Source organism: Arthrobacter sp. CAN_A212 (assembly GCF_015752345.1).
In the GTDB taxonomy this organism is placed as follows: domain Bacteria; phylum Actinomycetota; class Actinomycetes; order Actinomycetales; family Micrococcaceae; genus Arthrobacter_D.
On sequence record NZ_JADOUT010000023.1, the window covers coordinates 1 to 22,378 of the forward strand.

At 62.2% G+C, this 22,378-nt stretch carries 18 protein-coding genes; 13 read left to right on the forward strand and 5 right to left on the reverse strand.

Translation table 11 applies throughout. The annotated features are described in order from the left end of the window. Positions 1-244: 244 nt before the first annotated feature. A complete protein-coding gene (locus IWX64_RS17130; RefSeq protein WP_334683328.1) occupies positions 245-517 on the forward strand; it encodes a hypothetical protein in 273 nt (90 codons plus the stop codon). A gap of 149 nt (positions 518-666) precedes the next feature. Then, positions 667-2,376 carry a glycosyl hydrolase family 18 protein gene (locus IWX64_RS14475; protein ID WP_196867836.1) on the forward strand — a complete coding sequence of 570 codons (1,710 nt, stop codon included), beginning with the start codon at positions 667-669 and terminating at the stop codon, positions 2,374-2,376. 140 nt (positions 2,377-2,516) lie between these two features. On the opposite strand, the gene IWX64_RS14480 is transcribed toward IWX64_RS14475, so the two are convergent. Further along, positions 2,517-4,022: an S-layer homology domain-containing protein gene (locus IWX64_RS14480; protein ID WP_334683329.1), complete on the reverse strand. Its 1,506-nt coding sequence runs from the start codon at positions 4,020-4,022 to the stop codon at positions 2,517-2,519. Positions 4,023-4,426: 404 nt separating this feature from the next. Here IWX64_RS14480 and IWX64_RS14485 point away from each other — a divergent pair, with 404 nt between their 5' ends. From IWX64_RS14485 to IWX64_RS14495, 3 genes are all read left to right on the forward strand, one after another. Next, positions 4,427-6,205: an ABC transporter family substrate-binding protein gene (locus tag IWX64_RS14485; protein WP_196867838.1), complete on the forward strand. Its 1,779-nt coding sequence runs from the start codon at positions 4,427-4,429 to the stop codon at positions 6,203-6,205. Between the two features lie 210 nt (positions 6,206-6,415). Further along, positions 6,416-7,957 carry an ABC transporter permease gene (locus tag IWX64_RS14490; RefSeq protein ID WP_196867839.1) on the forward strand — a complete coding sequence of 514 codons (1,542 nt, stop codon included), beginning with the start codon at positions 6,416-6,418 and terminating at the stop codon, positions 7,955-7,957. Next, the gene (locus IWX64_RS14495) at positions 7,954-9,003 is read left to right on the forward strand and encodes an ABC transporter permease (RefSeq protein WP_196867840.1); all 1,050 of its coding nucleotides are present in this window, start codon (positions 7,954-7,956) and stop codon (positions 9,001-9,003) included. The genes IWX64_RS14490 and IWX64_RS14495 overlap by 4 nt, the downstream gene beginning before the upstream one ends. A gap of 64 nt (positions 9,004-9,067) precedes the next feature. Here the strand turns inward: IWX64_RS14495 and IWX64_RS14500 are convergent, their stop codons facing one another. Beyond that, positions 9,068-9,697, reverse strand: a complete 630-nt coding sequence (locus IWX64_RS14500; RefSeq protein WP_196867841.1) for a PH domain-containing protein — start codon at positions 9,695-9,697, stop codon at positions 9,068-9,070. 80 nt (positions 9,698-9,777) lie between these two features. Between IWX64_RS14500 and IWX64_RS14505 the strand changes: the two genes are divergently transcribed. The 4 genes from IWX64_RS14505 to IWX64_RS14520 all read left to right on the forward strand — a co-directional run bounded on the left by IWX64_RS14505 (position 9,778) and on the right by IWX64_RS14520 (position 16,354). Continuing rightward, a complete protein-coding gene (locus IWX64_RS14505) occupies positions 9,778-11,601 on the forward strand; it encodes an ABC transporter ATP-binding protein (RefSeq protein ID WP_196867842.1) in 1,824 nt (607 codons plus the stop codon). A gap of 191 nt (positions 11,602-11,792) precedes the next feature. Then, entirely contained in the window at positions 11,793-13,574 is a 1,782-nt protein-coding gene (locus tag IWX64_RS14510; protein ID WP_196867843.1) for a BCCT family transporter, read from the forward strand. A gap of 318 nt (positions 13,575-13,892) precedes the next feature. After that, the gene (gene typA, locus IWX64_RS14515; RefSeq protein WP_196867844.1) at positions 13,893-15,809 is read left to right on the forward strand and encodes a translational GTPase TypA; all 1,917 of its coding nucleotides are present in this window, start codon (positions 13,893-13,895) and stop codon (positions 15,807-15,809) included. 11 nt (positions 15,810-15,820) lie between these two features. Further along, a complete protein-coding gene (locus IWX64_RS14520; protein ID WP_196867845.1) occupies positions 15,821-16,354 on the forward strand; it encodes a hypothetical protein in 534 nt (177 codons plus the stop codon). A 7-nt stretch (positions 16,355-16,361) separates the two neighbouring features. Here IWX64_RS14520 and IWX64_RS14525 read toward each other — a convergent pair whose 3' ends face one another. After that, on the reverse strand, positions 16,362-16,856 hold the full coding sequence (locus IWX64_RS14525; protein WP_196867846.1) for an ArsR/SmtB family transcription factor: 495 nt from the start codon (positions 16,854-16,856) through the stop codon (positions 16,362-16,364). A gap of 231 nt (positions 16,857-17,087) precedes the next feature. Here IWX64_RS14525 and IWX64_RS14530 point away from each other — a divergent pair, with 231 nt between their 5' ends. Continuing rightward, the gene (locus IWX64_RS14530) at positions 17,088-17,933 is read left to right on the forward strand and encodes a type IV toxin-antitoxin system AbiEi family antitoxin domain-containing protein (protein ID WP_196867847.1); all 846 of its coding nucleotides are present in this window, start codon (positions 17,088-17,090) and stop codon (positions 17,931-17,933) included. A gap of 47 nt (positions 17,934-17,980) precedes the next feature. Here the strand turns inward: IWX64_RS14530 and IWX64_RS14535 are convergent, their stop codons facing one another. Further along, positions 17,981-18,211 (reverse strand): putative acetyltransferase, encoded by a 231-nt coding sequence (locus tag IWX64_RS14535; protein ID WP_196867848.1) that lies wholly within the window; start codon positions 18,209-18,211, stop codon positions 17,981-17,983. A 116-nt stretch (positions 18,212-18,327) separates the two neighbouring features. Between IWX64_RS14535 and fdxA the strand changes: the two genes are divergently transcribed. The 3 genes from fdxA to IWX64_RS14550 all read left to right on the forward strand — a co-directional run bounded on the left by fdxA (position 18,328) and on the right by IWX64_RS14550 (position 21,194). Beyond that, positions 18,328-18,654, forward strand: a complete 327-nt coding sequence (fdxA, locus tag IWX64_RS14540) for a ferredoxin (RefSeq protein ID WP_196867849.1) — start codon at positions 18,328-18,330, stop codon at positions 18,652-18,654. Beyond that, complete coding sequence (gene dapC / locus IWX64_RS14545; RefSeq protein WP_196867850.1) at positions 18,651-19,805, forward strand: succinyldiaminopimelate transaminase; 1,155 nt, start codon at positions 18,651-18,653, stop codon at positions 19,803-19,805. The genes fdxA and dapC overlap by 4 nt, the downstream gene beginning before the upstream one ends. A 105-nt stretch (positions 19,806-19,910) precedes the next feature. Beyond that, the gene (locus IWX64_RS14550; protein ID WP_196867851.1) at positions 19,911-21,194 is read left to right on the forward strand and encodes a citrate synthase; all 1,284 of its coding nucleotides are present in this window, start codon (positions 19,911-19,913) and stop codon (positions 21,192-21,194) included. A gap of 107 nt (positions 21,195-21,301) precedes the next feature. Here the strand turns inward: IWX64_RS14550 and galE are convergent, their stop codons facing one another. Further along, positions 21,302-22,315 carry a UDP-glucose 4-epimerase GalE gene (gene galE, locus IWX64_RS14555; protein ID WP_196867852.1) on the reverse strand — a complete coding sequence of 338 codons (1,014 nt, stop codon included), beginning with the start codon at positions 22,313-22,315 and terminating at the stop codon, positions 21,302-21,304. Positions 22,316-22,378: the final 63 nt, after the last annotated feature.

Genomic DNA, 22,378 nt, shown 5'->3' on the forward strand with positions numbered 1-22,378 from the left:
CACGGCGGCGTGGATCAACCAGCCCCAACAAAGCGAGGTCCCCACACACGCCTAACCACTTAGCTGTGTCTCAAACGCCTTGACAGATTCCGCCCCGGGACTTCCTGAGCAGGTTGCTCCGTTGACTATCTTCTATGTTGCCGTTGACGACAACGGTGTTTCAGGACCCGCGATCGGCTGCGGTGACAGCCTTGTCGCTACAACCACGGCCCCTGTCCGATTCACGGACCAGGTTGGCCCCAGCATGAAGACTCTACTCGCCAACAAGAGCCGCGACGTCGGCATGTCGGGGCTCGTAAACGTCTTGTACCAGTCCAGGCTCACGTACGTCGGCGGCGAGCTGAACGGCAGTACTGTCACCATCTGGCTCACTGGACAGTTCATGCTCGGGGGTGTTTGCGATATACCGCGAGCGAAGGCGCAGCTGGAATACACCGCCATGACCGCCGCCGGTGCAACAACTGCCCGGGTGCTTATTAACGGTCGCCCGATCGACGAGGTGCTGAGTCAGAAATAGGGCACAAAACCGTTCCCCGGCCTGCCGGAACTCTGCCGCTTGACCAGTATTGTCGTCTCCTCTGGCCGGGCGCGTTAGCCAGCAAGCTTCATCCAGTAGCCTAGAAGAGCCGCTGCCTGCCGGTGCTGGTCTCACATGCCGGAGGAAAAATGAAACGAGTGCGCCCGCGCCGATCCCAACGGATCGTCGTCCTGGCCGTCGTCGCGCTACTCGGAATCAGCGGCATCGCCGCCTGTTCCTTCGATGGTTCCTCGGAGGGAAAGAGTCCCGACGACGCAGCCACCACTCCTGCTCTCATCAACGGCTACCGGAGCGTTGGCTATTTCCCCCAGTGGGGGGTCTACGGACGCCAATACACAATGAAGGACCTTCAGGACTCGGGCGCGGCGGGCAACCTGAGCCACATCAACTATGCCTTCGGCAACATCCACCACGAGACCCTCACCTGCTTCCAGGCAAACAAGGCTCAGGAAAGCGGACCGGATGGCTCGGACGGCGCCTCCGATGCCTGGGCGGACTACGGCATGGCCTACGACGCCGCCGGTTCGATTGCCGGTACGCCGGACACGGCTGAGCAACCGCTGACAGGATCGTTCAACCAGCTGAAGCAGTTGAAAGCAGCCAACCCCGGGTTGCGCGCCGTAATCTCGCTCGGTGGATGGACCTGGTCGAAAAACTTTTCCCGCGCCGCCGCCACCGACGAATCCCGGAAAGCCCTGGTGGCCTCCTGCATCGACCTGTACATCAAGGGAAACCTTCCGGTTATTGAGGGCAGGGGAGGGGTCGGCGCCGCTGCCGGCCTGTTCGACGGCATCGACATCGACTGGGAGTGGCCGGGCACCGACAAGGGTCTCGAAGGGAACGGTGTGGACACCGAGAACGACGCCGAGAACTTCCGGTTGCTGTTGCAGGAGTTCCGGGCACAGCTCGACGCCTACGGTTCAACCACCGGTGCCTCCTACTCCCTGAGCGCCTTCCTGCCCGCAAATCCGGTGGTCATCGAGGCTGGCGGGTGGAACGACCCCGCCTTGTTCGAGTACCTGGACTTTGGAAACATCCAGGGCTACGACCTATGGGGAACCTGGGAGCCGAACCTCACCGGACACCAGGTGAACCTCTTCGACGATCCGGACGATCCTCGTGAAGATGGTGAACGTTTTTCGGTCGACCGGACCGTGAGCGCCTATCTCGATGCAGGGATCGATCCCGCCCAGCTCGGGCTCGGCCTCGCAGCGTTCGGCAGGGGCTGGTCCGGAGCTGACTCCGCAGAGCCCTGGGGTACAGCCACCGGGCCTGCACCGGGTGGCGAAGAACCCGGCCTCGAGGACTACGACGAACTGCTTGAGGTTGGTGAAGAGTTCACCGACTCGATCCTGGGTACGGCCTGGCGGTTCGACGGCGATCAGTGGTGGAGCTACGACAACCCCGAGACCGTGCGCCTCAAGAGTGACTACATCCTGGAGCGTGGACTGGGCGGTGGAATGTGGTGGGACCTGGCCGGCAACCGGGACGGCTCGCTCTTTGCTGTGCTGTCCGATCAACTGCGCGACGCTGCGACGGGCCCTGCCCGTGACCGGGTGATGCCCGAGCCAACAGTCCAGCCATCCAGCCCGACGTCGGCACCCGGTACGCCGACCGCTGTCCAGGACCCGACCACCCAGGGAGCGGCGGACTCCGACCCCTCACCGTCGGTAGATGAGGCAGCGGACGTTGCACCCGTTCCGTGGGACGAAAACGAGGTGTACACCGAGGGCCGCCGCGTGGTCTTCGAGGACAGGGTGTACCGGACCCAGTGGTGGACCCGCGGCGATGTGCCTGGTGCCGAGCAGTGGGGCCCGTGGCGGCAATCGGATGACTGACCGGTCCCAGACAACGCTGTTTCATTGACAAAGACCATGGCCGTTACGCAAGTAGCCGGTCAGCTTCCGGCTGGTTTGCAGAACCGGAATTGCCTAAACCCGAAAATACAGTTGAGTGAGCTCACTGGTGTCACAAACAATCAGCGGGCGCCAGCAATGTTGTCTCTTGTGTTGTTGGTGACAACGCGCAGCAGGGGACGAAGTTTCGCCCAGTCATTCTTAAGGGCTTTGACCTGTGTCTGGTCTGATGCTGGCTCCGCATAGAGTGTCACCCCGCTGGAGCGGACCAGGACATGTCCGCCATAGTGTTGCAGCGCTTCAGCGAGCGCATATCCCTCTGGCGACAGTCCAAGCCCACCCAGGGCGGTGCCTTGAGGAAGGGCGAGCATTGAGCCCATAGGGATATTCCCCGTGTAGGCCCGCGCTGAATCGCCATCCTCTCGCCGTGCTGGCCAGACGCCGGTGCCGCTGTTAACGCTCTTGAGCTGCGCATTGTCGATACCAATCGCGAGGCTATGGTTGATGTCGAGGTTCTTCAGCTCGTCCTTGCGAATCAAGCCATGGAGATGGCTGATTCCAGAAGCCCGAGCCCCAGCTGTCATTCCCTCGCCGCGAATGTCGGTCTTAACGATGTAGCGGGCGGTCCACTCAGTTGCGGATATCCGCTGCATCCCCCAGGCCTCGTAAGCAGTTTGAGCGTCGGGCTGGATGATCGACATGTGTTGGTCGGTCCCGCCGGTGGTGGTCGCGTTGAGCGGCATCCTGATGGAGTGGGTGCCGCCGGCGTCGGCACGCACCGTGGCCACCGGATCGCTTTGCGAGGCTTGTTGAACGGAGATGGACCACCGCTCGCTGTTGACGTTGGTTCCGCCGGAGAGAAATGTTGAGTGCCGTGGGTCAGACGCGCTGGCGAACCTTATTGCAGGTCCCACTCTGGTGTTGGAGAACGCAGAAGTACTGAACGGATAGAGCCTGAAATCCTTTGTCACGGGTATCAACGGCAGGATGTGATTTGGGGGCAATTCGGAGGCGGTCCGGTACATAAAAGCTGCCATCGCGTCGCGGTTGACGGCTTGCAGCGGCTTGAAGACGTCGCCTGGGTACCCGGTAGAGATTCCGGTGGTCGCAAGCCAGCAGATCTCCTTATAGAACTCGACACCGACCGGAACATCGCCGAAGGCTGCTGCTCTTGGGGGAGCGAACTCGGGGCTGACGGCGAAGCGGTAGAGGAAGGCAGCCATCGCGTCCCGCTTAACTGGTTGAAGCGGTTTGAATGTCCCATCGGACCAACCAGTTGCAATCCCGGAGGAGGCAAGCCAATGAATCTCTTTAAAGAATTGCGATCCCACTGGAACGTCGACGAATTTCGACTGCGCGGGCGAGTTGAACGATGGCTTGCCTGCCAAGCGGTATAGGAAGGCCGCCATAGCGTCCCGATTGACGGGCTGTCCCGGCTTGAAGGTTCCGTCAGGATAGCCGGTGGAGATGTTCTGGGTTGCCAACCAGGTGATTTCGGAATGGAACGGTGTGCCCGGTGGAACGTCGCTGAATGCGGAAGCCGACGTAGCTGGTTGGGGAGCGATGAGACTGCCAGCCAATAGAAGGAAGGCGCACACTACGAGAATGGCAGATTTGATCAGCAACAAGCGGGTCTCCAAGGCAGAAGGTGCGCAACGAGGATCCGCTTCGCGAGAGTGAGCTCAAGTTGTACCGGGATCGAAACAACTGTGGCGGGTAGCCGACTGAGCTCTTGTTGTTGAGAGCGTATCTTCGCGGTTGCTGCCCGAGGAGGGTCCAGCGAATTTCCTGTACAAAAACTGGGCGAATATTGATGATCAGCGGGGGCTGGGAATCAGCTGTGCGATGGCTGGAAATAAATTTGGTTGCATCTCGGTAACAACCCGGACGCGCCGGGGGTTATGACACCTCGCCGCAACAATTAGCATTTATGCTTCTAGTCATGTGAGGCACGCCACTCCTCTCGCGGGGGCGTGTCAGCTCTTTGTAAAACCACATTGAGCTATTTCCAGAACATGAAATAGGAGGCGGAATGCGTTTCGGACGTACTTCCAAAGCTGTTGGAGTCGCAGCAATCGCTGCACTTGCACTCAGCGCCTGCGCCAGCACTGACAGCGGCGACGGCAATTCTGACCCAGACGCAAGCGGTGACACCGGAGCCTCAAGTGGCGGCGTCGTCAGCGTTGCCGAGGTAAACCCGTTTACCTCGTTCAACTCAGACAGCGCCACAGGCAACGTGGACATCAACGGCAAGGTCAGCTACCTGACCAAGTCGGGGTTCAACTACATCAACGACCAGCTCGAGGTTGTTCCCCGGGAAGAGTTCGGATCCTACGAAGTCGTCTCCGAGGATCCCCTGACGGTCACCTACACCGTGAACGAGGGTGTCGCCTGGTCCGACGGCGAGCCCATCGACGGTGGGGACCTCCTGTTCTCCTGGGCCGTCAGCTCCGGCTACTTCGATGATGCAGACGCCGAAGCAGAAACCGGCACTACGTACTTCACTGCTGCGAGCACCGCTGGCCTAGATCTGTCCCTCCTCCCCGAACTGGGTGAAGATGGCCGTTCCATCACCATCGAATACACCGAGCCCTACGCCGACTGGGAAATCGCCTACGGCGTGATCGACACCCCAGCGCACGTGGTCGCCACCCAGGCTGGTCTGGCTGACGAAGATGCACTGATTGAGCTCATCCAGAACACCCCTGAGGGTGACCCGGAGGATCCCCAGGAGCGTCCCGATCTGCAGCCTGTTGCCGACATCTGGAACACCGCGTTCGACACCACCACCCTTCCTGACGATCCAGCCATGTACCTGTCCAGCGGACCGTACATCGTTGACGCAATGACGCCCGACCAGTCAATGACCCTCGTCAAGAACGAGGACTACAACTGGGGCCCCGAGACCCAGCTCGACGAAATCACCATCCGCTACATCGGTGACGCCACTGCCCAGGTCCAGGGCCTGCAGAACGGCGACGTCGACGTCATCCAGCCGCAGGCATCCGCCGACACGCTGGCTTCACTCGAAGCCCTCGATGGCGTCAACATCTTCGAAGGTGACGAACTCTCCTTCGATCACCTTGACCTCAACTACAGCGGTGTCTTCGAAGATGAGAACGTCCGCAAGGCGTTCATGATGACGATCCCTCGCGATGCGATTGTTGAGTCAACCATCCGTCAGCTCGACCCCGAAGCAGATCACAGGAACTCCCACATCTTCGACGTCGGCACCCCCGGCTACGAAGCCGCAGTGCCTGAAAACGGTTCGGATATGTACGACGAGGTAGACATCGAAGGAGCCACCGAGCTGCTTGACGGTGCTACCCCAGAGGTCCGCATCATGTACAGCGTCGACAACCCCAACCGTGTTGACGCCTACACCCTCATCGCTGAGAGCGCCGAGCAGGCAGGCTTCGTAGTTGTTGACGGCGGTCTCCCCGGTAACGAGTGGGGTTCTGCCCTCGGAACCGGCACCTATGACGCGACCATCTTTGGCTGGGTCAGCACCGGCGTCGGCGTCACCGGCGTTCCGCAGCTGTACGGTTGTGGTTCGGCATCCAACTTCAGCGGATTCTGCGATGAGGAAGCTCAGGCCGCTATGGATGAGCTGATCGTCACCACTGATGAAGCTGAGCAGCAGGAACTGCAGACCATCGTCGACACCCGTCTGTTCGACACCGGCTACGGCCTGCCACTGTTCCAGTCGATCGGCATCAATGCCGCCAGCGACTCCATCGAAGGCGTCGGCTTCAGCCCGACCCAAGAAGGAATCTGGTGGAACTTCTGGGAATGGAACGTTGCTGAGTAATTCGGCCACACCCACGACCTAATGTGCTAGATCTGAAAGCGCTGGGGCCGGACCACTGGCCCCAGCGCTTTTCTAGTGCCTGAAGTACCCGAAGACGTGCCCAGGAAAGCGATTGGGATCTCCCAAATATCGGCTGACTATTAGGTGCATTACACTTTTGCCACAACGCCGGGTGATCCCCGGAACCTTAACATTGAGGTTATAAACACTATGGTGACCTACATCGTCCGGCGCTTAGTTGCTGCCGTACTCATCCTGCTGGGCGCATCCTTCATCGTCTACATGCTGACCGCAGCATCAGGCGATCCGTTGAGGGACTTGCGCGAGAGTAACGTCCCCAACCGGGACACGCTCATCCAGCTGCGGACAGACCTCTTGAGTCTGGACGTCCCCGCCCCTATCCGTTACTTCGAATGGCTGGGTGGCGCCGCAAGCTGCCTCATCCCCTTCGCCGCTACCTGCGACCTCGGCAGCAGCATCGCCGGCATCGAGGTGACCCAGCTCCTGGGCCGGGCAATGGGACAAACCATTCTCCTGGTGACCGGTGCCACCGTCCTCGCGATCCTCATCGGTATCTCGCTGGGAATCATCACCGCCCTCCGGCAGTACAGCGGGCTGGACTACGGCGTGACCTTCATGGCATTCCTCTTCTTCTCTCTCCCCATCTTCTGGGTGGCGGTTCTCCTCAAGGAATACGGAGCGATCAGCTTCAATACGTTCCTCGCCGATCCGAATATCTCTCTCACAGCCATTCTCATTACCAGCCTGGCGAGTGCGTTCATCTGGTATCTGGTGGCACGTGGAACATTGAAGAAGCGACTCATCGCAGCCGCCGCAGGGTTCGCCTTTGCGGCTGCCATCCTGTTCTTCCTTGACATCACGCAGTGGTTCAGCTCGCCAGGCTTCGGCCCAGTAGTGATCGCAATCGCCGGCGTGGGCATCGCCTACGGGATCACCCTGCTGACTGCCGGGCTCAAAAACCGTAAGGCCCTGTACTCCTCCCTGATCACCGTGGGAATCGGTCTCATCGCCTACTTTGCGGTCCAGCCACTCCTGGATCTGGCCACCCCGCTCATGATCGTCCTACTGGCCATCGTCACTGTCCTGGTCGGCGTTGCGGTCGGCTACTTCATGGGCGGCTACGACCGGCGTCAGAGCATGAATGCGGCCGGGCTGACAGCGTTCCTCATGGGGTTCACTATCCTGCTCGATCGCTTCATGCAGTCCTGGCCGCTGTACTCGGACAACAACCGCATCCGTGGCAGGCCAATCGCTACCCTCGGTTCGTCAACCCCGAATCTTGACGGCGACTTTTGGATCATGGGCATCGACACGTTCACCCACCTGCTGCTCCCAACCATCGCCCTCATGCTGATCTCCCTGGCTGGTTACAGCCGCTACTCCCGCGCGTCAATGCTGGAGATCATGAACCAGGACTACATCCGCACCGCCCGGGCCAAGGGCCTGGGGGAGCGCACGGTGGTCATGCGTCACGCCTTCCGCAACGCGCTCATTCCGCTGGCCACCCTCGTGGCGTTCGATATCGGCGGTCTGATTGGCGGCGCCATCATTACCGAGCAAGTCTTTGCCTTCAGCGGCATGGGCCAACTCTTCATCGGTGCCCTAGGACGCGTTGATCCAAATCCCATCATGGGAGTCTTCCTGATTACCGGCATTCTGGCCCTGGTCTTCAACCTGGTTGCTGACCTGGTCTACTCGGTACTCGACCCACGAGTGAGGGTAAAAGCATGAGCACGAGAGCAGAGAACAAGAAAAAGCCCACCCCGGCGAAGGACGACTCGATCGGTCTGAGCCAGGGTCAGATCGTCCGTAAACGGTTCTTTGGCAACTCCGCTGCCGTCGTCAGTATGGTTGTCTTCGTCTTCGTGGTGATCATGGCCTTCACCTCGATTGGGTACGCAGGTATCCCCGGCTGGTGGAAATGGAACTACGTCCAGACGCTTCCTTTGGCGACTCCGAACGGGGCTCCCACCTGGGTCCTGCCGTTCGACTTCGGTGACCACCCATTCGGTCAGGACCGCGTTGGTCGTGACCTGTTTGCGATGACCATGCGTGGGACCCAGCTGTCCCTGATCATCATGTTCATCATCGGCATCCTCGGAGGCATCCTCGGAGTCATCATTGGTGGTGTCTCCGGGTACTTCCGCGGTTGGGTCGAAGCAGTGCTGATGAGGTTCACCGACGTCATCATCGTGATCCCCCTGATCATCCTCGCCGCCGTACTGGGCAGCGTGGGCAACAACCTCACCGGGAACGGCACCTTCCTGCGGACCATTATGGGCGGCAGCGCCGGAGTGATCCTGCTGGGCGTCTTCGTGGGACTCATCATCTGGACCGGACTCGCACGTTTGGTCCGCGGCGAATTCCTTTCCCTGCGAGAGCGCGAGTTCGTTGATGCTGCCCGGATCGCCGGCGCATCCGACACCCGGATCATCTTCAAGCACATCCTGCCGAACGCCGTCGGTGTCATCATCGTCAACACCACCCTGGTGATGGCCTCGGCAATCCTGCTCGAATCCGCGCTGTCCTTCCTGGGGCTCGGTGTGAGGGCTCCGGACATTTCCCTGGGCAGCCTGATCAGCGATAACCAGCAGGCATTCAACACCCGTCCCTGGCTGTTCTGGTGGCCGGGGCTCTTCATCATCCTGATCTGTCTGTCGATCAACTTCATTGGTGACGGTCTCCGGGATGCGTTTGACCCGCGGCAGAAGAAGTTCAATGCCAAGAAGGCAGTGCATTCGGGCGACATCTCCGATCCCAACCGTCCCGAGGCCTAAGATGCCGAGGCGCAGGGTTCATCCGGTGGGTGTGGCAGCGGTGCAACTGCGCCGCGCCCACCGGTTAGACCATGGAGAAGGCGATCACATTGGCGGCGATCAGTGCAACAGCGCAACCGATAGCAATCCAGTGGAAGCGGGACGTCACAGTGGTCGTTTCAGTGGCGTCAGCGTCAATCAGGCCGCCGTCGACGAGCGTCGCCCAGTGGGTTCGCACCAGGAAGGCTGCCGCACCCGAGTCGGTGTTTTTCAGGTCTCCAGGCCGGATCGATTGAGCAGGACCGTAGCTGGATTCGGGGAGCCCCTGAACATGCTCGGGCTTCCCCCGGTGAGTGCCCCACACCCCGGGCGCCGGTGCTGCCCACGCGGTATGGCTGCCCCGGACGGTGACCAGGGTGAGCGCGAACTTTGTGTCGACATGGATAAGCGCCGGCCACGGGACGGAGATGGACCGCACCGGGTTATTCAGCGTGACAGCATTGTCGGCAACAACCACCGAGGGATACCAGAACAGCAACCAGCCAAAGTAGGCCAGGGCGAGCAGGGGCCACGCGGACACCAGGCCCTCGACGCCATCGCTGAAGACCGACAGCACAATGCCGATCCCCGCCAGCACCCAGGTCAGGGACGCAAACCACTTGCCGAACCGGGGTTTGAACACAACGGGGCTGGCGGCATCATTCGGGCGACTCATACCCATATAGTTTCAGGATTCCGGGCCAGGCCACTAATCACCAGAATGTGGCAGGCCACGGGCGGAAGGAAAGCAGAATCATGACCGACGGCGTCATCATCAACTCGGACTCAGGGCAGCCACCTCGAAGCGACGTGCCAGTGCTGGAGGTCAGGGGCCTCAGCGTTGACTACGGGGTGGACAAGGTCTGGGTGCCTGCGGCCATTGACCTCAACTATGAGGTCAGGGCCGGTGAGGTACTCGCAATCGTCGGTGAGTCCGGTTCCGGCAAAAGCGCCAGCTCGATGTCGCTGCTGGGGCTGTTGCCCGAGAACAGCCGCACCTCCGGCAGCGTCAAGCTCAATGGGAGGGAAATTCTGGGCCTGACGGGGAGCAAGCTTCGGCAGATCCGCGGCCGCGACGTCGCCGTGATCTTCCAGGAGCCGATGACGGCGATGAACCCGGTCTACACGATCGGCTTCCAGATCGTTGAGACGATCCGGCTGCACAACGAGATCTCACCTGAAGAGGCGAAAGAGCGCGCCTTGAAGTTGCTGGAGATGGTCGAACTGCCGGATCCGGACAAGGCCTTCAAATCCTATCCGCACCAGTTGTCGGGTGGGCAACGCCAGCGCGCCATGATCGCCCAGTCGCTCTCCTGCGACCCGAAACTGCTGATCGCTGACGAGCCAACCACCGCCCTCGATGTGACGGTCCAAGCAGAAATCCTCGATCTGATGCGCAATCTGCGCAGCAAGCTCAACAGCGCCATCGTGCTGATCACCCATGACATGGGGGTCGTCGCCGACCTCTCCGACCACATTGTGGTCATGAGCAAGGGCAGAATCGTCGAGGCTGGCACCGCCGAACAGATCTTCCACAACCCGCAGCACGAGTACACACGTAAGCTGCTCGCAGCCGTGCCCCACCTCGGGCAGGGCGGCGAAGGCACCGATGAGGTGGACATCACCGCGGCGCTGGCCGCCGCCACGTCCACCGAGCTGCGCGGGGTGGACCACGACGAACTGATGCGCCGCGAACGCGAGAACCAGGCCCGCCTGGAGGAGAAGGAACGGGCGGCCGACACCTCGCGGGGTGAGGCAGTCCTCAAGCTGACGGACGTGGCGATCGAATATCCCAAACAGGGCCGGGTGCCAGCGTTCCGCGCAGTGGAAGGCGCGAACCTGGCAATCTACCCTGGAGAGATCCTCGGCCTGGTGGGGGAGTCGGGATCAGGAAAGACCACGATCGGCCGGGCTGCGGTTGGTCTTCTGCCTGTCGCCGAAGGATCCCTGACCGTCACGGGCAAGGAGATTTCCAACGCCACCCGCAAGGAACTCTTCGAGCTGCGACGCAATGTTGGAATGGTTTTCCAGGATCCCTCCTCATCCCTGAACCCTCGCCTTCCCCTGGGTGAAAGCATCGGCGAGCCCATGTTCCTCGCCAAGGTAGCCAAGGGTGCGGACCTGCAGAAGCGGATCGAAACACTCCTTGACCAGGTGGAACTGCCGCGCGCCTACCGCAACCGGTACCCCCACGAGCTGTCCGGCGGCCAGAAGCAGCGGGTTGGTATTGCCCGGGCGCTGTCCCTGAAACCCAAGCTGCTGGTCGCCGATGAGCCGACGTCGGCGCTCGACGTCTCGGTGCAGGCCACCGTCCTGGAGTTGCTGAAGAACCTGCAGCAGGAGTTGGGCTTCGCCTGCCTCTTCGTGACCCACGACCTCGCCGTCGTCGACCTCATGTCCGACCGTATCTGCGTGATGCGGCGCGGCAAGATTGTGGAGCAGGGCACCCGGGACCAGATTCTTCGGCGACCACAGGACCCGTACACCCAGCGACTGCTGGCAGCGGTGCCGTTGCCCAACCCGGAGAAGCAGCGCGAACGCCGCGAACTGCGGGCGAAACTCCTGGCGTCAGCCGAGTAGTCCCTCACAAAACCGGCGCGAACGACGGAGTCCTGTCCCTGCGGGGATAGGCCGCCGTCGTTCGCAGGTTAAGGGGGACCTTATGCATAAGGAGCCTTACTTCTGTAGGGTGGGATAGGCTCTACTGCCTTTGCAGCGGCGTGTCAATAGTCTTTCTCACCCTAAATCGAAACGTACGAGGAGTAACTCGAATGTCCCTCAGGTCCGGAATTCCGGCAACCGATAGTCCACCCGGCGAGCAAGACGGCCATCCCACGGAAGGAAAACCGCAGCCTGCCTCACGGCTGTCCAAAGCGGTGTTCATTCCAGCAGCTGCCCTCATCGTGGTGTTCGTGGGCTTCGCCCTCATCTTCCCCTCCACGGCCGCAGAGGTCTTTGGCGCCATCCAGACGAACGTCATCAGCGGGTTCGGCTGGTACTACGTGGCAATCGTCGCCATGTTCGTTGTGTTCTCCCTCTGGGTCGGACTGAGCCGCTTCGGAGACATCCGGCTCGGTAAGGACGAGGATCGTCCCGAGTTTTCACTGATGTCCTGGTTTGCGCTGCTTTTCGCTGCGGGCATGGGCATCGGCCTGGTGTTCTGGGGTGTTGCCGAGCCGCTGAACCACTTCGCGGCTCCGCCTCCCGGAACTGAAGGGACCGGCATCGAGCTGGCCCAGCAGGCCCTCACCCAGACCTTCCTCCACTGGGGACTGCACGCCTGGAGCATCTACGTGGTGGTGGGTCTTGCGATCGCCTACGCGGTCCACCGCCGCGGCCGCCCGATCTCGATCCGTTGGACCCTTGAGCCGCTGCTGGGCGACAAGGTCAAGGGTAAATGGGGCGACGCGATCGACGTCATCGCCCTGGTGGGTACGCTCTTCGGTGTCGCCACCTCCTTGGGCCTCGGAGTGCTCCAGATGTCGGCCGGTCTTGACACCGCCAACATCGTGGAGGCAACCAAGTTCACCCAGGTGGGCCTGATCCTCTGCATCACGGCGCTGACCCTGGTCTCCGTGGTTTCCGGCGTCGGCAAGGGCATGAAGTGGCTCTCCAACACCAACCTGGTCTTGGCCGGCGTACTTTTGCTGTTCATCCTCTTTACTGGTCCCACCCTGTTCCTGCTGCGTGAGTTCGTTCAGTCGATTGGTAACTACCTGCAGAACGTCATCGGACTCACCTTCGACACCCTGGCGTTCGCCGGGGCCGACGGCGAAGCCTGGCAGTCCGCCTGGACCACCTTCTACTGGGGCTGGTGGATTTCCTGGGCCCCGTTCGTAGGTATCTTCATTGCCCGTATCTCCAAGGGCCGCACCGTGCGCGAGTTCGTTGCCGGCGTGCTGCTGGTACCCACCATGCTTACTTTCCTGTGGTTCTCGGTGCTCGGCGGATCAGCTCTCTACCGCGAACTGTTCGGTGAGGGCGGCCTGGTGGGCGAAGACGGAGCGGTTGACACCAACAACGCCCTGTTCGGGCTGCTCACCGAGCTTCCCGGTGGGCCGATCCTGTTGATCGGCGCGATCATCCTGATCGCCATCTTCTTCATCACCTCCGCGGACTCCGGCGCGCTGGTGATGAGCATGATCTCCACGGGCGGGCACCCGGATCCGAAGAACTCGGTCCGTGCGTTCTGGGCCGTTGCTGCAGCATCAGTGGCGATCGCGCTCCTGCTCGTCGGGGACGACGGGCTGGCCTCAATCCAGACCGCCGCGATCCTCACGGCCCTGCCGTTCAGCGTGGTGATGATCTTCATGTGCATTGCGACAGCGAAGGCCTTCCACGACGAGCACCAGCAGTTCCTGCGTGCCCAGCGACGCCAGGCCCGCAACGCCCTCGCCGACCAGGTCACAGACCAGGTCAACGAGCACATGTCCGATCGCATGGATCAGCAGATCCAGGACCAGCTTGCGGATTACCATCTCGAGGAAGCCTCAGGCTCGGCGGGCACCAGCTCCACCCGGCGCTGGAAGCTCTCCCGCTCGAAGAAGTCCTAGCCTCCTCCGAGCACACGTCCTGCGGCTCGAGATAGCGCAGAAAGCAGCAGCGGCCCGTCCCTCTGGGACGGGCCGCTTTTTTGTGCCACCGGACGCTGTCTGGCGCAAACTGCTGGTCACCGACCGGTCCGACGGCGGCTCGCTCCCTGGGGGTGGGCCGCCGTCGGGCGTTGCAGTGACCGGCGAAAGAGCTGTGATTTTGACCCGAAATGGTCCCTGCGTTAGGCCATTTTTTCCTGAGAGCTTAGACTGGTACAAGCAGGCGCCGTCCTCATAACGCTAGATTCCCCTCAAGATTACTGAATTGAGTCATTACGCATGTCTGAAACCACAGGCAACACAGCTGTTCGCAGCGACCTCCGCAACGTTGCCATCGTGGCCCACGTTGACCACGGAAAGACCACCTTGGTTGATGCCATGCTCCGGCAGACCAATTCCTTCGCAGCCCACGGCGACGTGGCAGACCGGGTCATGGACTCGGGCGACCTTGAGCGCGAAAAGGGCATCACCATTCTCGCCAAGAACACCACCGTCTTCTACGACGGCCCGTCGGCTAACGGTGAGACCATCACGATCAACGTGATTGACACCCCCGGCCACGCCGACTTCGGCGGTGAGGTGGAACGTGGACTGTCGATGGTTGACGGCGTCGTTCTGCTGGTTGATGCCTCGGAAGGCCCTCTGCCCCAGACCCGTTTCGTGCTGCGTAAGGCCCTGGCCGCGAAGCTCCCCGTGGTGCTGCTGGTCAACAAGACCGACCGCCCCGACTCGCGGATCGACGAAGTGGTCAGCGAATCCATGGACCTCCTCCTGGGCCTCGCGTCAGACCTGTCCGACGAAGTTCCTGACCTGGACCTCGATTCGGTGCTGAACGTTCCCGTGGTGTACGCCGCAGCCCGTGAAGGCGCAGCCTCGCTTGAGCAGCCCGCCGATGGAACGGTTCCGTCGAATGACAACCTTGAGCCACTGTTCAAGACCATCATCGATCACATCCCAGCGCCACGGTACAACCCGGAGGGCGTGCTGCAGGCCCACGTGACCAACCTGGACGCCTCACCGTTCCTCGGCCGTCTCGCCCTGCTGCGTATCTTCAACGGCACCCTGCGCAAGGGCCAGACCGTTGCCTGGGCGCGTCACAACGGTGAAATGAAGTCAGTCAAGATCACCGAGCTGTTAGCCACCCGCGCCCTCGATCGTGTGCCCACCGATTCTGCCGGACCGGGCGAGATCGTCGCCGTCGCCGGCATCGAAGACATCACCATCGGTGAGACACTGACCGACATTGACAACCCTCAGCCACTGCCGCTGATCACCGTCGACGATCCGGCCATCTCGGTCACCATCGGTATCAACACCTCGCCCCTCGCGGGCCGGGTCAAGGGGGCCAAGGTCACCGCGCGCCAGGTGAAAGATCGCCTGGACCGTGAACTGATCGGCAACGTCTCCCTGAAGGTTCTTCCCACCGAGCGTCCCGACGCCTGGGAAGTCCAGGGCCGTGGCGAGCTCGCTCTTGCCATCCTGGTGGAGCAGATGCGCCGCGAAGGGTTCGAACTGACCGTCGGAAAGCCACAGGTTGTTACCCGGATGGTTGACGGCAAGGTCCACGAGCCGATGGAGCACATGACCATCGACGTCCCTGAGGAGTACCTCGGCGCCGTCACCCAGATCCTGGCAACCCGCAAGGGCCGGATGATCAACATGTCCAACCACGGCACCGGCTGGGTGCGGATGGAATTCATCGTTCCCGCCCGCGGCCTCATCGGCTTCCGCACCAAGTTCCTCACCGACACGCGCGGCGCCGGCATCGCTTCCTCGTACTCAGAGGGCTACGAGCCGTGGGCCGGTGACATCGAGTACCGCACCAACGGTTCGATGATCGCTGACCGTGCCGGAGTTGTCACCCCGTTCGCCATGATCAACCTGCAGGAGCGCGGCTCATTCTTCGTGGAGCCCACCTCCGAGGTGTACCAGGGCATGATTGTCGGCGAGAACTCACGCGCCGACGACATGGACGTGAACATCACCAAGGAAAAGAAGCTCACCAACATGCGTGCGGCCTCCTCTGACACCTTCGAGAACCTGACCCCTCCCCGCAAGCTCACGCTGGAGGAGTCGCTGGAATTCGCCCGCGAAGACGAGTGTGTCGAGGTGACCCCTGAGTCGATCAGGATCCGCAAGCTGATCCTCGACGCCAACGAGCGGATGCGTGCGGCTCGTTCACGCGCCCGCGTCTAGGGTCGCTGACGTTGCAGGATCCTCCTCCGGGACTGACTGACGACGACGCGCGGCGCCCTGCCGCCGTCGTCGTCGGTCGTTCGGGGGGCAGTACCCCTGGTGACCGTAATCGGGGGAACTCTGCGTGGCGTCCCGCGTCCCGCTGGCTTTCGCTGGCAGGTTCGGTCGCTGCTGGGGTGGCCGCAGCCATCCTGGGGACCGCGCTGCACGCCCGGGGATGGGATCTGGCTGGGTTGACCGTGCCCCTCGGGGCCCTGGCCGCTATCGTCCTGGTGGGAAGCACTGCTGTTTTCGCTGCGGTGTGTGCCCGGAACGTGTATTTGAGCCCCGTGGTCGGCGGGGTGGCGTACCTCGTGGTGGGGTGGTTTGCCGCCGTCGAGACCTATCCCCTGGTCCTGACCGATACGGGAGCGGATCCGGCGCTGCCAGCGGCAATCGCCGGAAGTGTCTGGGTTTTTGGAGTGGCCGTCGCCACGCTCCTGGCGACCCTGGTGTCCTGGTGGGCGCTGCGTCCCCGGCGCCCAAACAGGCTTCGCGCCGTGTAGCTTTTGCCTAGTCGGCGCTGCGGTCCAGGTGGTGGGCCAGCATGATCGAGGTTGCGGTGCCGTCGGTGTCGGAGTCACGCACCGCGTATTCTTCGAGGATTTCGCGGATCCTGCGCATCATCTCGGTGCGATTGTCCTCGTTGAGTCGTACTCCGAGGCGCCAGACATCAATTTCGGACGGGTTCAGACCGTCAATCTCCTGCAGGAACGTTTCCACCAGCACCGGTGCGGCATTGGGAATCCTGCTGCGCCACGACAAACCTGTCGCGCGGTAGGGGATTTCCTTCGCTCCACGGTTACCGGTACGGGGCTCTTCTGCGGCGAGGAACTCGGTGGCCAGCAGGGTCCGCACGTGGTGCAGCGCGGTCGCTGGGTTCAGGTCGAGGATTTCGGCAATTTCCTTGTTGGTTCTGCCCTTGTGGAGGCATAACCGGAGGATTCGCAGTCTAACGGGGGAGCTGAGCGCACGGCCGCGCGCCTGTACGTCCTCATCAGTATCCATGGCTTAAATGATACGTCAGACCGGCCGAGTGGTTGACAATTTCCAATCACTGCCCGCTCCAGCTCTGGAAGCCGCAGTGTGTCCCAGTGACGAGGGTTATTCAGTGGAATTGTCTAGACAGTCCCACTGACTCGTGGGCTTCGGTGGGACAGTTCGCCATTGCGGCTGAGGATTGTCCACATCCAGCCTCCCGCCCCCACAAGGAGAGCTGTCCGGGAGCAGTATTCATTCATGGATCTTCTCAATCTGATGGCCGCAGGTGGTGGAGTTGCCCGGCGCAAGGATCTGGTCGCCAACGGAATCAGTAGTCACCAACTCGCCGCAGCGCTCTCTGCAGGCCAGCTATCCAAACCTTGCCGCGGAGTCTATTGCCTTCCCAACGCCAACCGCTCCGCCCTAGCCGCTGCCTGCGCGGGTGCTGACCTCGCCTGCATCAGCGCGGCCACGCGGCACGGACTATGGGTCCTGCGTCCACCGACGCAGATTCATGTCAGCATTGACCATGGCCGCTCGCTGGATCAGGCGTTCAAGGTCCACCGATCGTCAAAACCCCTGACCATTCTTGATATCTGCGTTCAGTGCATGAGGTGTCTGCCCGAGCTGGATGCGCTGTGCATCGTCGAGTCCGCGGTAGTCCTGGGCGAAGTCACCATTGACGCCCTTCGGCGCAGGGCGTCCGGCCGTCGGGATGCATCGCTTCGAACAGTCATCGACATGATTGACCCATTCTCGCAGTCGATCATCGAAACGGTGTCAAAATATTACCTGCGTCGGGCCGGATACAGCTTCCAGTCCCAGGTCTACGTCAAAGGGGTGGGACGGCTGGACCTGATTGTCGAAAAGGTGCTGGGGATCGAAGCAGATGGCCGTCAGTTTCACAGCGGGGCATCAGACTTCGAGGAAGATCGTCGGCGGGGAAACCTGCTTGTGATCAAGCGAATTCCAGTGCTGCGGGCTTCATACGCACTGCTGGTCGACCACCCGGAGGTGTTCCTTCAGCTGGTCAGACAGGTGATCGATGCGTACGTTCCCACTGAACAGCACCCACCGGTGGGAATATCTAGACAGTCCCACTGATCGGGTGGGTTCGATGGGATATTCGGTGCCAGGGTGAGCACACCGGGCTAGAACCGCCGGGGACGGCGGGGCGGCGGGGGAGGAACGGGCTTCGCAGCGGTCACGAGGTCCAGATTGATAACGACGTCGCCCTGCCGCCGGGTCCGTACCGTGCAGCTGACGCTGTCAACGTGCACCAGATCGCCCAGCGCATCCGTCAGTCCACCATCGATGCGATACCGCACCACCACGCGGGTACCCACGGGAAGGTGCGTCAGCTGCTGTCCGGGGGAGTCCATTCTGTTTATCGTAGTGGGCAGCGTCATAGCGCGGGTCGTGGAGGCGATGCGGCTGCAACCGGCCCTTGCGTTAAGCTGGAAACGGAATCAAAGCCCCAACTGGAAAGGCGTGGGAAGTGACCTACGTAATCGCACAGCCGTGCGTGGATTTGAAGGACAAGGCCTGCATCGAGGAATGCCCCGTAGATTGCATCTACGAAGGCGAACGGTCCCTCTACATCCATCCGGATGAGTGCGTCGACTGCGGCGCCTGCGAGCCGGTGTGCCCGGTGGAAGCCATCTACTACGAGGACGACACCCCCGACCAATGGGCCGAGTACTACAAAGCCAACGTCGAGTTCTTCGACGACATCGGCTCCCCGGGCGGTGCCGCGAAGCTGGGAAACATCGGCAGGGACCACCCGATCATCGCTGCCCTCCCGCCCCAGACCCACGACGTATGAGCGTCCAGGGCGGAAACCGGCAGTTCGGGATCGCCCTCCCGGACTATCCGTGGGACGCCATGGCACCCTACGTGGCGATGGCAGGAGAGCACCCCGACGGCGCGGTCAACCTCTCGATCGGCACCCCGGTGGATCCCACACCCGCCGTCATCCAGGACGCCCTGACCGCAGCCGCTGACGCGCCCGGCTACCCGACCACCCACGGCACCCACGAACTCCGGGTGGCGATCAGTGACTGGTTTGCCCGCCGCCGGGGAGTCGATGGCTTGGACCCCCTGAACATTCTGCCGACCGTCGGCTCCAAGGAACTCGTCGCCTGGCTGCCCACTCTCCTTGGCCTGGGCGAGGGCGACGTCGTCGTCCGCCCCACCGTCGCGTATCCCACCTACGACATCGGCGCGCTCCTGACCGGCGCCACAGCAGTGGCCGCCGACGACCTCTCCACCCTTGACGACGACACCCGTGCGCGGGTGCGGCTGGTGTGGGTCAACTCGCCGGGGAACCCGACCGGCCAGGTGTTGTCAGCCCCCGAGCTGGAGCGGATTGTCACGGATGCACGGGCGCTCGGAGCCGTCGTCGCATCGGACGAATGCTACGCGGAGCTGGGCTGGGGCGACTGGGACAGCGTGCGCGGTGGCGAGGCCGTACCCAGTGTGCTCGACCCCCGCGTGAACGGTGGCGACCACACCAACCTGCTGGCCGTCTACTCGTTGAGCAAACAATCCAACATGGCGGGTTACCGGGCGGCGTTCACCGCTGGCGACCCGGATCTGATCGCGAACATGGTCAACTCCCGCAAACACGCCGGGATGATTGTGCCCTTCCCTGTTCAGGCTGCCATGCGCGCCGCCCTCGGCGACGACGACCATGTGCAGGCCCAGAAGGACCTTTACCGGGCGCGCAGGGAACAACTGATGCCGGCACTTCAGCACTTTGGCCTGAAGATCCAAGACTCTGCCGCTGGACTGTACCTGTGGGCCACCGCGGGTGAGGACACCTGGACCACCGTCGAACGGTTCGCCCGGCTCGGCATCATCGTGGGGCCCGGCACCTTCTACGGCGAGGCCGGCAAAGGGTTCATCAGGGTGGCCCTGACCGGGACCGACCAGGGCATTGCGGCGGCCGCAGCAAGGCTCACCGCCGCGCAATGAGTGTGACGGGGCTGGCGGATTAGCGCTGGGGGTGCCCCTGACGGTAGCGTTTTAGTTGAATGTGCCGTAGAGCCAATGCATGCCCCACTCCTAGAGGAGAGTTCAATGACCGAGCAAAACGGTGCGTCCCTGCACTATGACGGAGGCGAACTCAGCCTTCCGATGGTCAACGCCGCTGAAGGCAACAATGGCTACGATGTGTCGAAGCTGCTCAAGCAGACCGGCGCTGTCACCTTTGACCCCGGCTTCATGAACACCGCAGCCACCACCTCGGCGATCACCTACATCGACGGCGACCAGGGCATCCTGCGCTACCGGGGTTACCCGATCGACCAGTTGGCGCAGCACTCGAGTTTTCTCGAAGTCTCCTATCTGCTGATCTACGGGAATCTGCCCACCCCCACCGAGCTGGCCGCGTTCGACGACCGGATCCGACGCCACACCCTGCTGCACGAGGAGCTTAAGGGCTTCTTTGGCGGCTTCCCCCGTGATGCGCACCCCATGCCGGTGCTCTCGTCGGCGGTGTCGGCGCTGTCCACCTTCTACCAGGATTCCCTCGACCCGTTCGACGATGAGCAGGTGGAGCTCTCCACCTTCCGCCTCATGGCGAAGCTCCCCGTCATCGCGGCGTACGCGCACAAGAAGTCCATCGGACAGCCGATGCTTTACCCGGACAACTCGATGAACCTGGTCGAGAACTTCCTCAGGCTCTCCTTCGGCCTCCCCGCCGAGCCGTACGACCTGGACCCGATGATGGTCAAGGCGCTCGACCTGCTGCTGATCCTGCACGCCGACCACGAGCAGAACTGCTCGACGTCGACCGTCCGCCTGGTCGGCAGCTCGAACGCCAACATGTTCGCCTCGGTTTCGGCCGGCATCAACGCGCTGTTCGGCCCGCTGCACGGTGGCGCCAACGAGGCAGTCCTGAACATGCTCCGCGACATCCATGGCAAGGGCATGAAGCCCGAAGACTTCATGGAAAAGGTCAAGAACAAGGAAGACGGCGTGAAGCTCATGGGCTTCGGACACCGCGTTTACAAGAACTATGACCCCCGCGCCACCATCGTCAAGGCCACCGCCCACGACATCCTCAGCAAGCTCGGCGGAAACGACGAACTGTTGGACATCGCGATGCGGCTTGAGGAGAAGGCCCTCGCCGACGACTACTTCATCGAGCGGAAGCTGTACCCGAATGTGGACTTCTACACCGGCCTGATCTACAAGGCGATGGGCTTCCCGGAGAAGATGTTCACCGTGTTGTTCGCCATTGGCCGCCTCCCGGGCTGGATTGCCCAGTGGCGCGAAATGATGCAGGACCCGCAGACCAAGATCGGTCGCCCGCGGCAGCTCTACACGGGCGAGGCGGAGCGCAACTACCCCGCGCGGTAGCGGTAGCGAACGCCGCATCGGTGTCTTCTGATTAACGACGACGACGGCCGGTCACCTCCTGAGGTGGCCGGCCGTCGTCGTCATACCCGGGGGAATCCGGGCGTCTCCTAGCTCGCGTAGCCCTGGGGGTTGTGCTTCTGCCAGCGCCAGTGATCCTCGCACATCTGCGACAGCGAACGGTGCGCGGACCAGCCAAGGTCGGCCAGGGCCGCTGACGGGTCGGCGTAGCTGACCGCCGCGTCGCCGGGCCGGCGGTCAGCGAATTCGTAGGGGATTTCGTGGCCGGCGGCGGACGAGAAGGCGGCGAGGACTTCCAGGACCGAGGAACCGTTGCCGGTGCCCAGGTTCCAGCGGTGCACCCCGGCGTGGGTGCGCAGGTAGTCGAGGGCGGCCAGGTGGCCGGCTGCGAGGTCCACCACATGGATGTAGTCGCGGACGCCGGTGCCGTCGGGAGTGGGGTAGTCGTTGCCGAAGACCATCACCTTCTCGCGGCGGCCCACCGCCACCTGTGCGACGAAGGGCAACAGGTTGTTCGGGATGCCGGTCGGGTCCTCGCCGATCTTCCCCGACTCGTGGGCGCCCACAGGGTTGAAGTACCGAAGGAGGGCAATGTTCCAGCGGTCGTCCGCCGCGCCAAGGTCGGTGAGGATGTCCTCGATCTGTTCCTTGGTGCGGCCGTACGGGTTCACAGCGTCGAGGGGCATCTTCTCGATCAGTGGCACCTCTTCAGAAGCACCGTACACGGTCGCCGAGGAGCTGAAGACCAGGGTCCGCACCTGCCGGGAGTCCATGACGCGCAGCAAGTTCAGGGTGCCGCCCACGTTGTTGTGATAGTAGTGCAGCGGTTGGGCTACCGACTCGCCGACAGCCTTCAGGCCCGCGAAGTGGATGACGGCGTCGATGGCCTCGGCGTCAAACACCGCGGTCAGCGCCGCCTCATCCAGCAGGTCCACCCGGTGGAAGGTGAGGTCTTTCCCGCTGAGTTCCCGGACCCGGTCCAGTGCTGTCTCGGAGGAGTTCATCAGGTTGTCGACGACCACCACCTCGTGTCCCGCGTCGAGGAGGGCGAGTGTCGTATGGGAGCCTATGTACCCGCTACCGCCGGTAACCAAAATTTTCATGCTTCCAGCCTAGTTTGTTCCTGCCATATTGATCTGCTCAACCGCTGGAGGGGTGTGAGAGTT

Bases quoted from the DNA above. Each gene is read 5' to 3' on its own strand.
- IWX64_RS17130 (WP_334683328.1), top strand. From the start codon at position 245: ATGAAGACTCTACTCGCCAACAAGAGCCGCGACGTCGGCATGTCGGGG.
- IWX64_RS14475 (WP_196867836.1), top strand. From the start codon at position 667: ATGAAACGAGTGCGCCCGCGCCGATCCCAACGGATCGTCGTCCTGGCC.
- IWX64_RS14485 (WP_196867838.1), top strand. From the start codon at position 4,427: ATGCGTTTCGGACGTACTTCCAAAGCTGTTGGAGTCGCAGCAATCGCT.
- IWX64_RS14490 (WP_196867839.1), top strand. From the start codon at position 6,416: ATGGTGACCTACATCGTCCGGCGCTTAGTTGCTGCCGTACTCATCCTG.
- IWX64_RS14495 (WP_196867840.1), top strand. From the start codon at position 7,954: ATGAGCACGAGAGCAGAGAACAAGAAAAAGCCCACCCCGGCGAAGGAC.
- IWX64_RS14500 (WP_196867841.1), bottom strand. From the start codon at position 9,697: ATGAGTCGCCCGAATGATGCCGCCAGCCCCGTTGTGTTCAAACCCCGG.
- IWX64_RS14505 (WP_196867842.1), top strand. From the start codon at position 9,778: ATGACCGACGGCGTCATCATCAACTCGGACTCAGGGCAGCCACCTCGA.
- IWX64_RS14510 (WP_196867843.1), top strand. From the start codon at position 11,793: ATGTCCCTCAGGTCCGGAATTCCGGCAACCGATAGTCCACCCGGCGAG.
- typA (WP_196867844.1), top strand. From the start codon at position 13,893: ATGTCTGAAACCACAGGCAACACAGCTGTTCGCAGCGACCTCCGCAAC.
- IWX64_RS14525 (WP_196867846.1), bottom strand. From the start codon at position 16,856: ATGGATACTGATGAGGACGTACAGGCGCGCGGCCGTGCGCTCAGCTCC.
- IWX64_RS14530 (WP_196867847.1), top strand. From the start codon at position 17,088: ATGGATCTTCTCAATCTGATGGCCGCAGGTGGTGGAGTTGCCCGGCGC.
- IWX64_RS14535 (WP_196867848.1), bottom strand. From the start codon at position 18,211: ATGGACTCCCCCGGACAGCAGCTGACGCACCTTCCCGTGGGTACCCGC.
- dapC (WP_196867850.1), top strand. From the start codon at position 18,651: ATGAGCGTCCAGGGCGGAAACCGGCAGTTCGGGATCGCCCTCCCGGAC.
- IWX64_RS14550 (WP_196867851.1), top strand. From the start codon at position 19,911: ATGACCGAGCAAAACGGTGCGTCCCTGCACTATGACGGAGGCGAACTC.
- galE (WP_196867852.1), bottom strand. From the start codon at position 22,315: ATGAAAATTTTGGTTACCGGCGGTAGCGGGTACATAGGCTCCCATACG.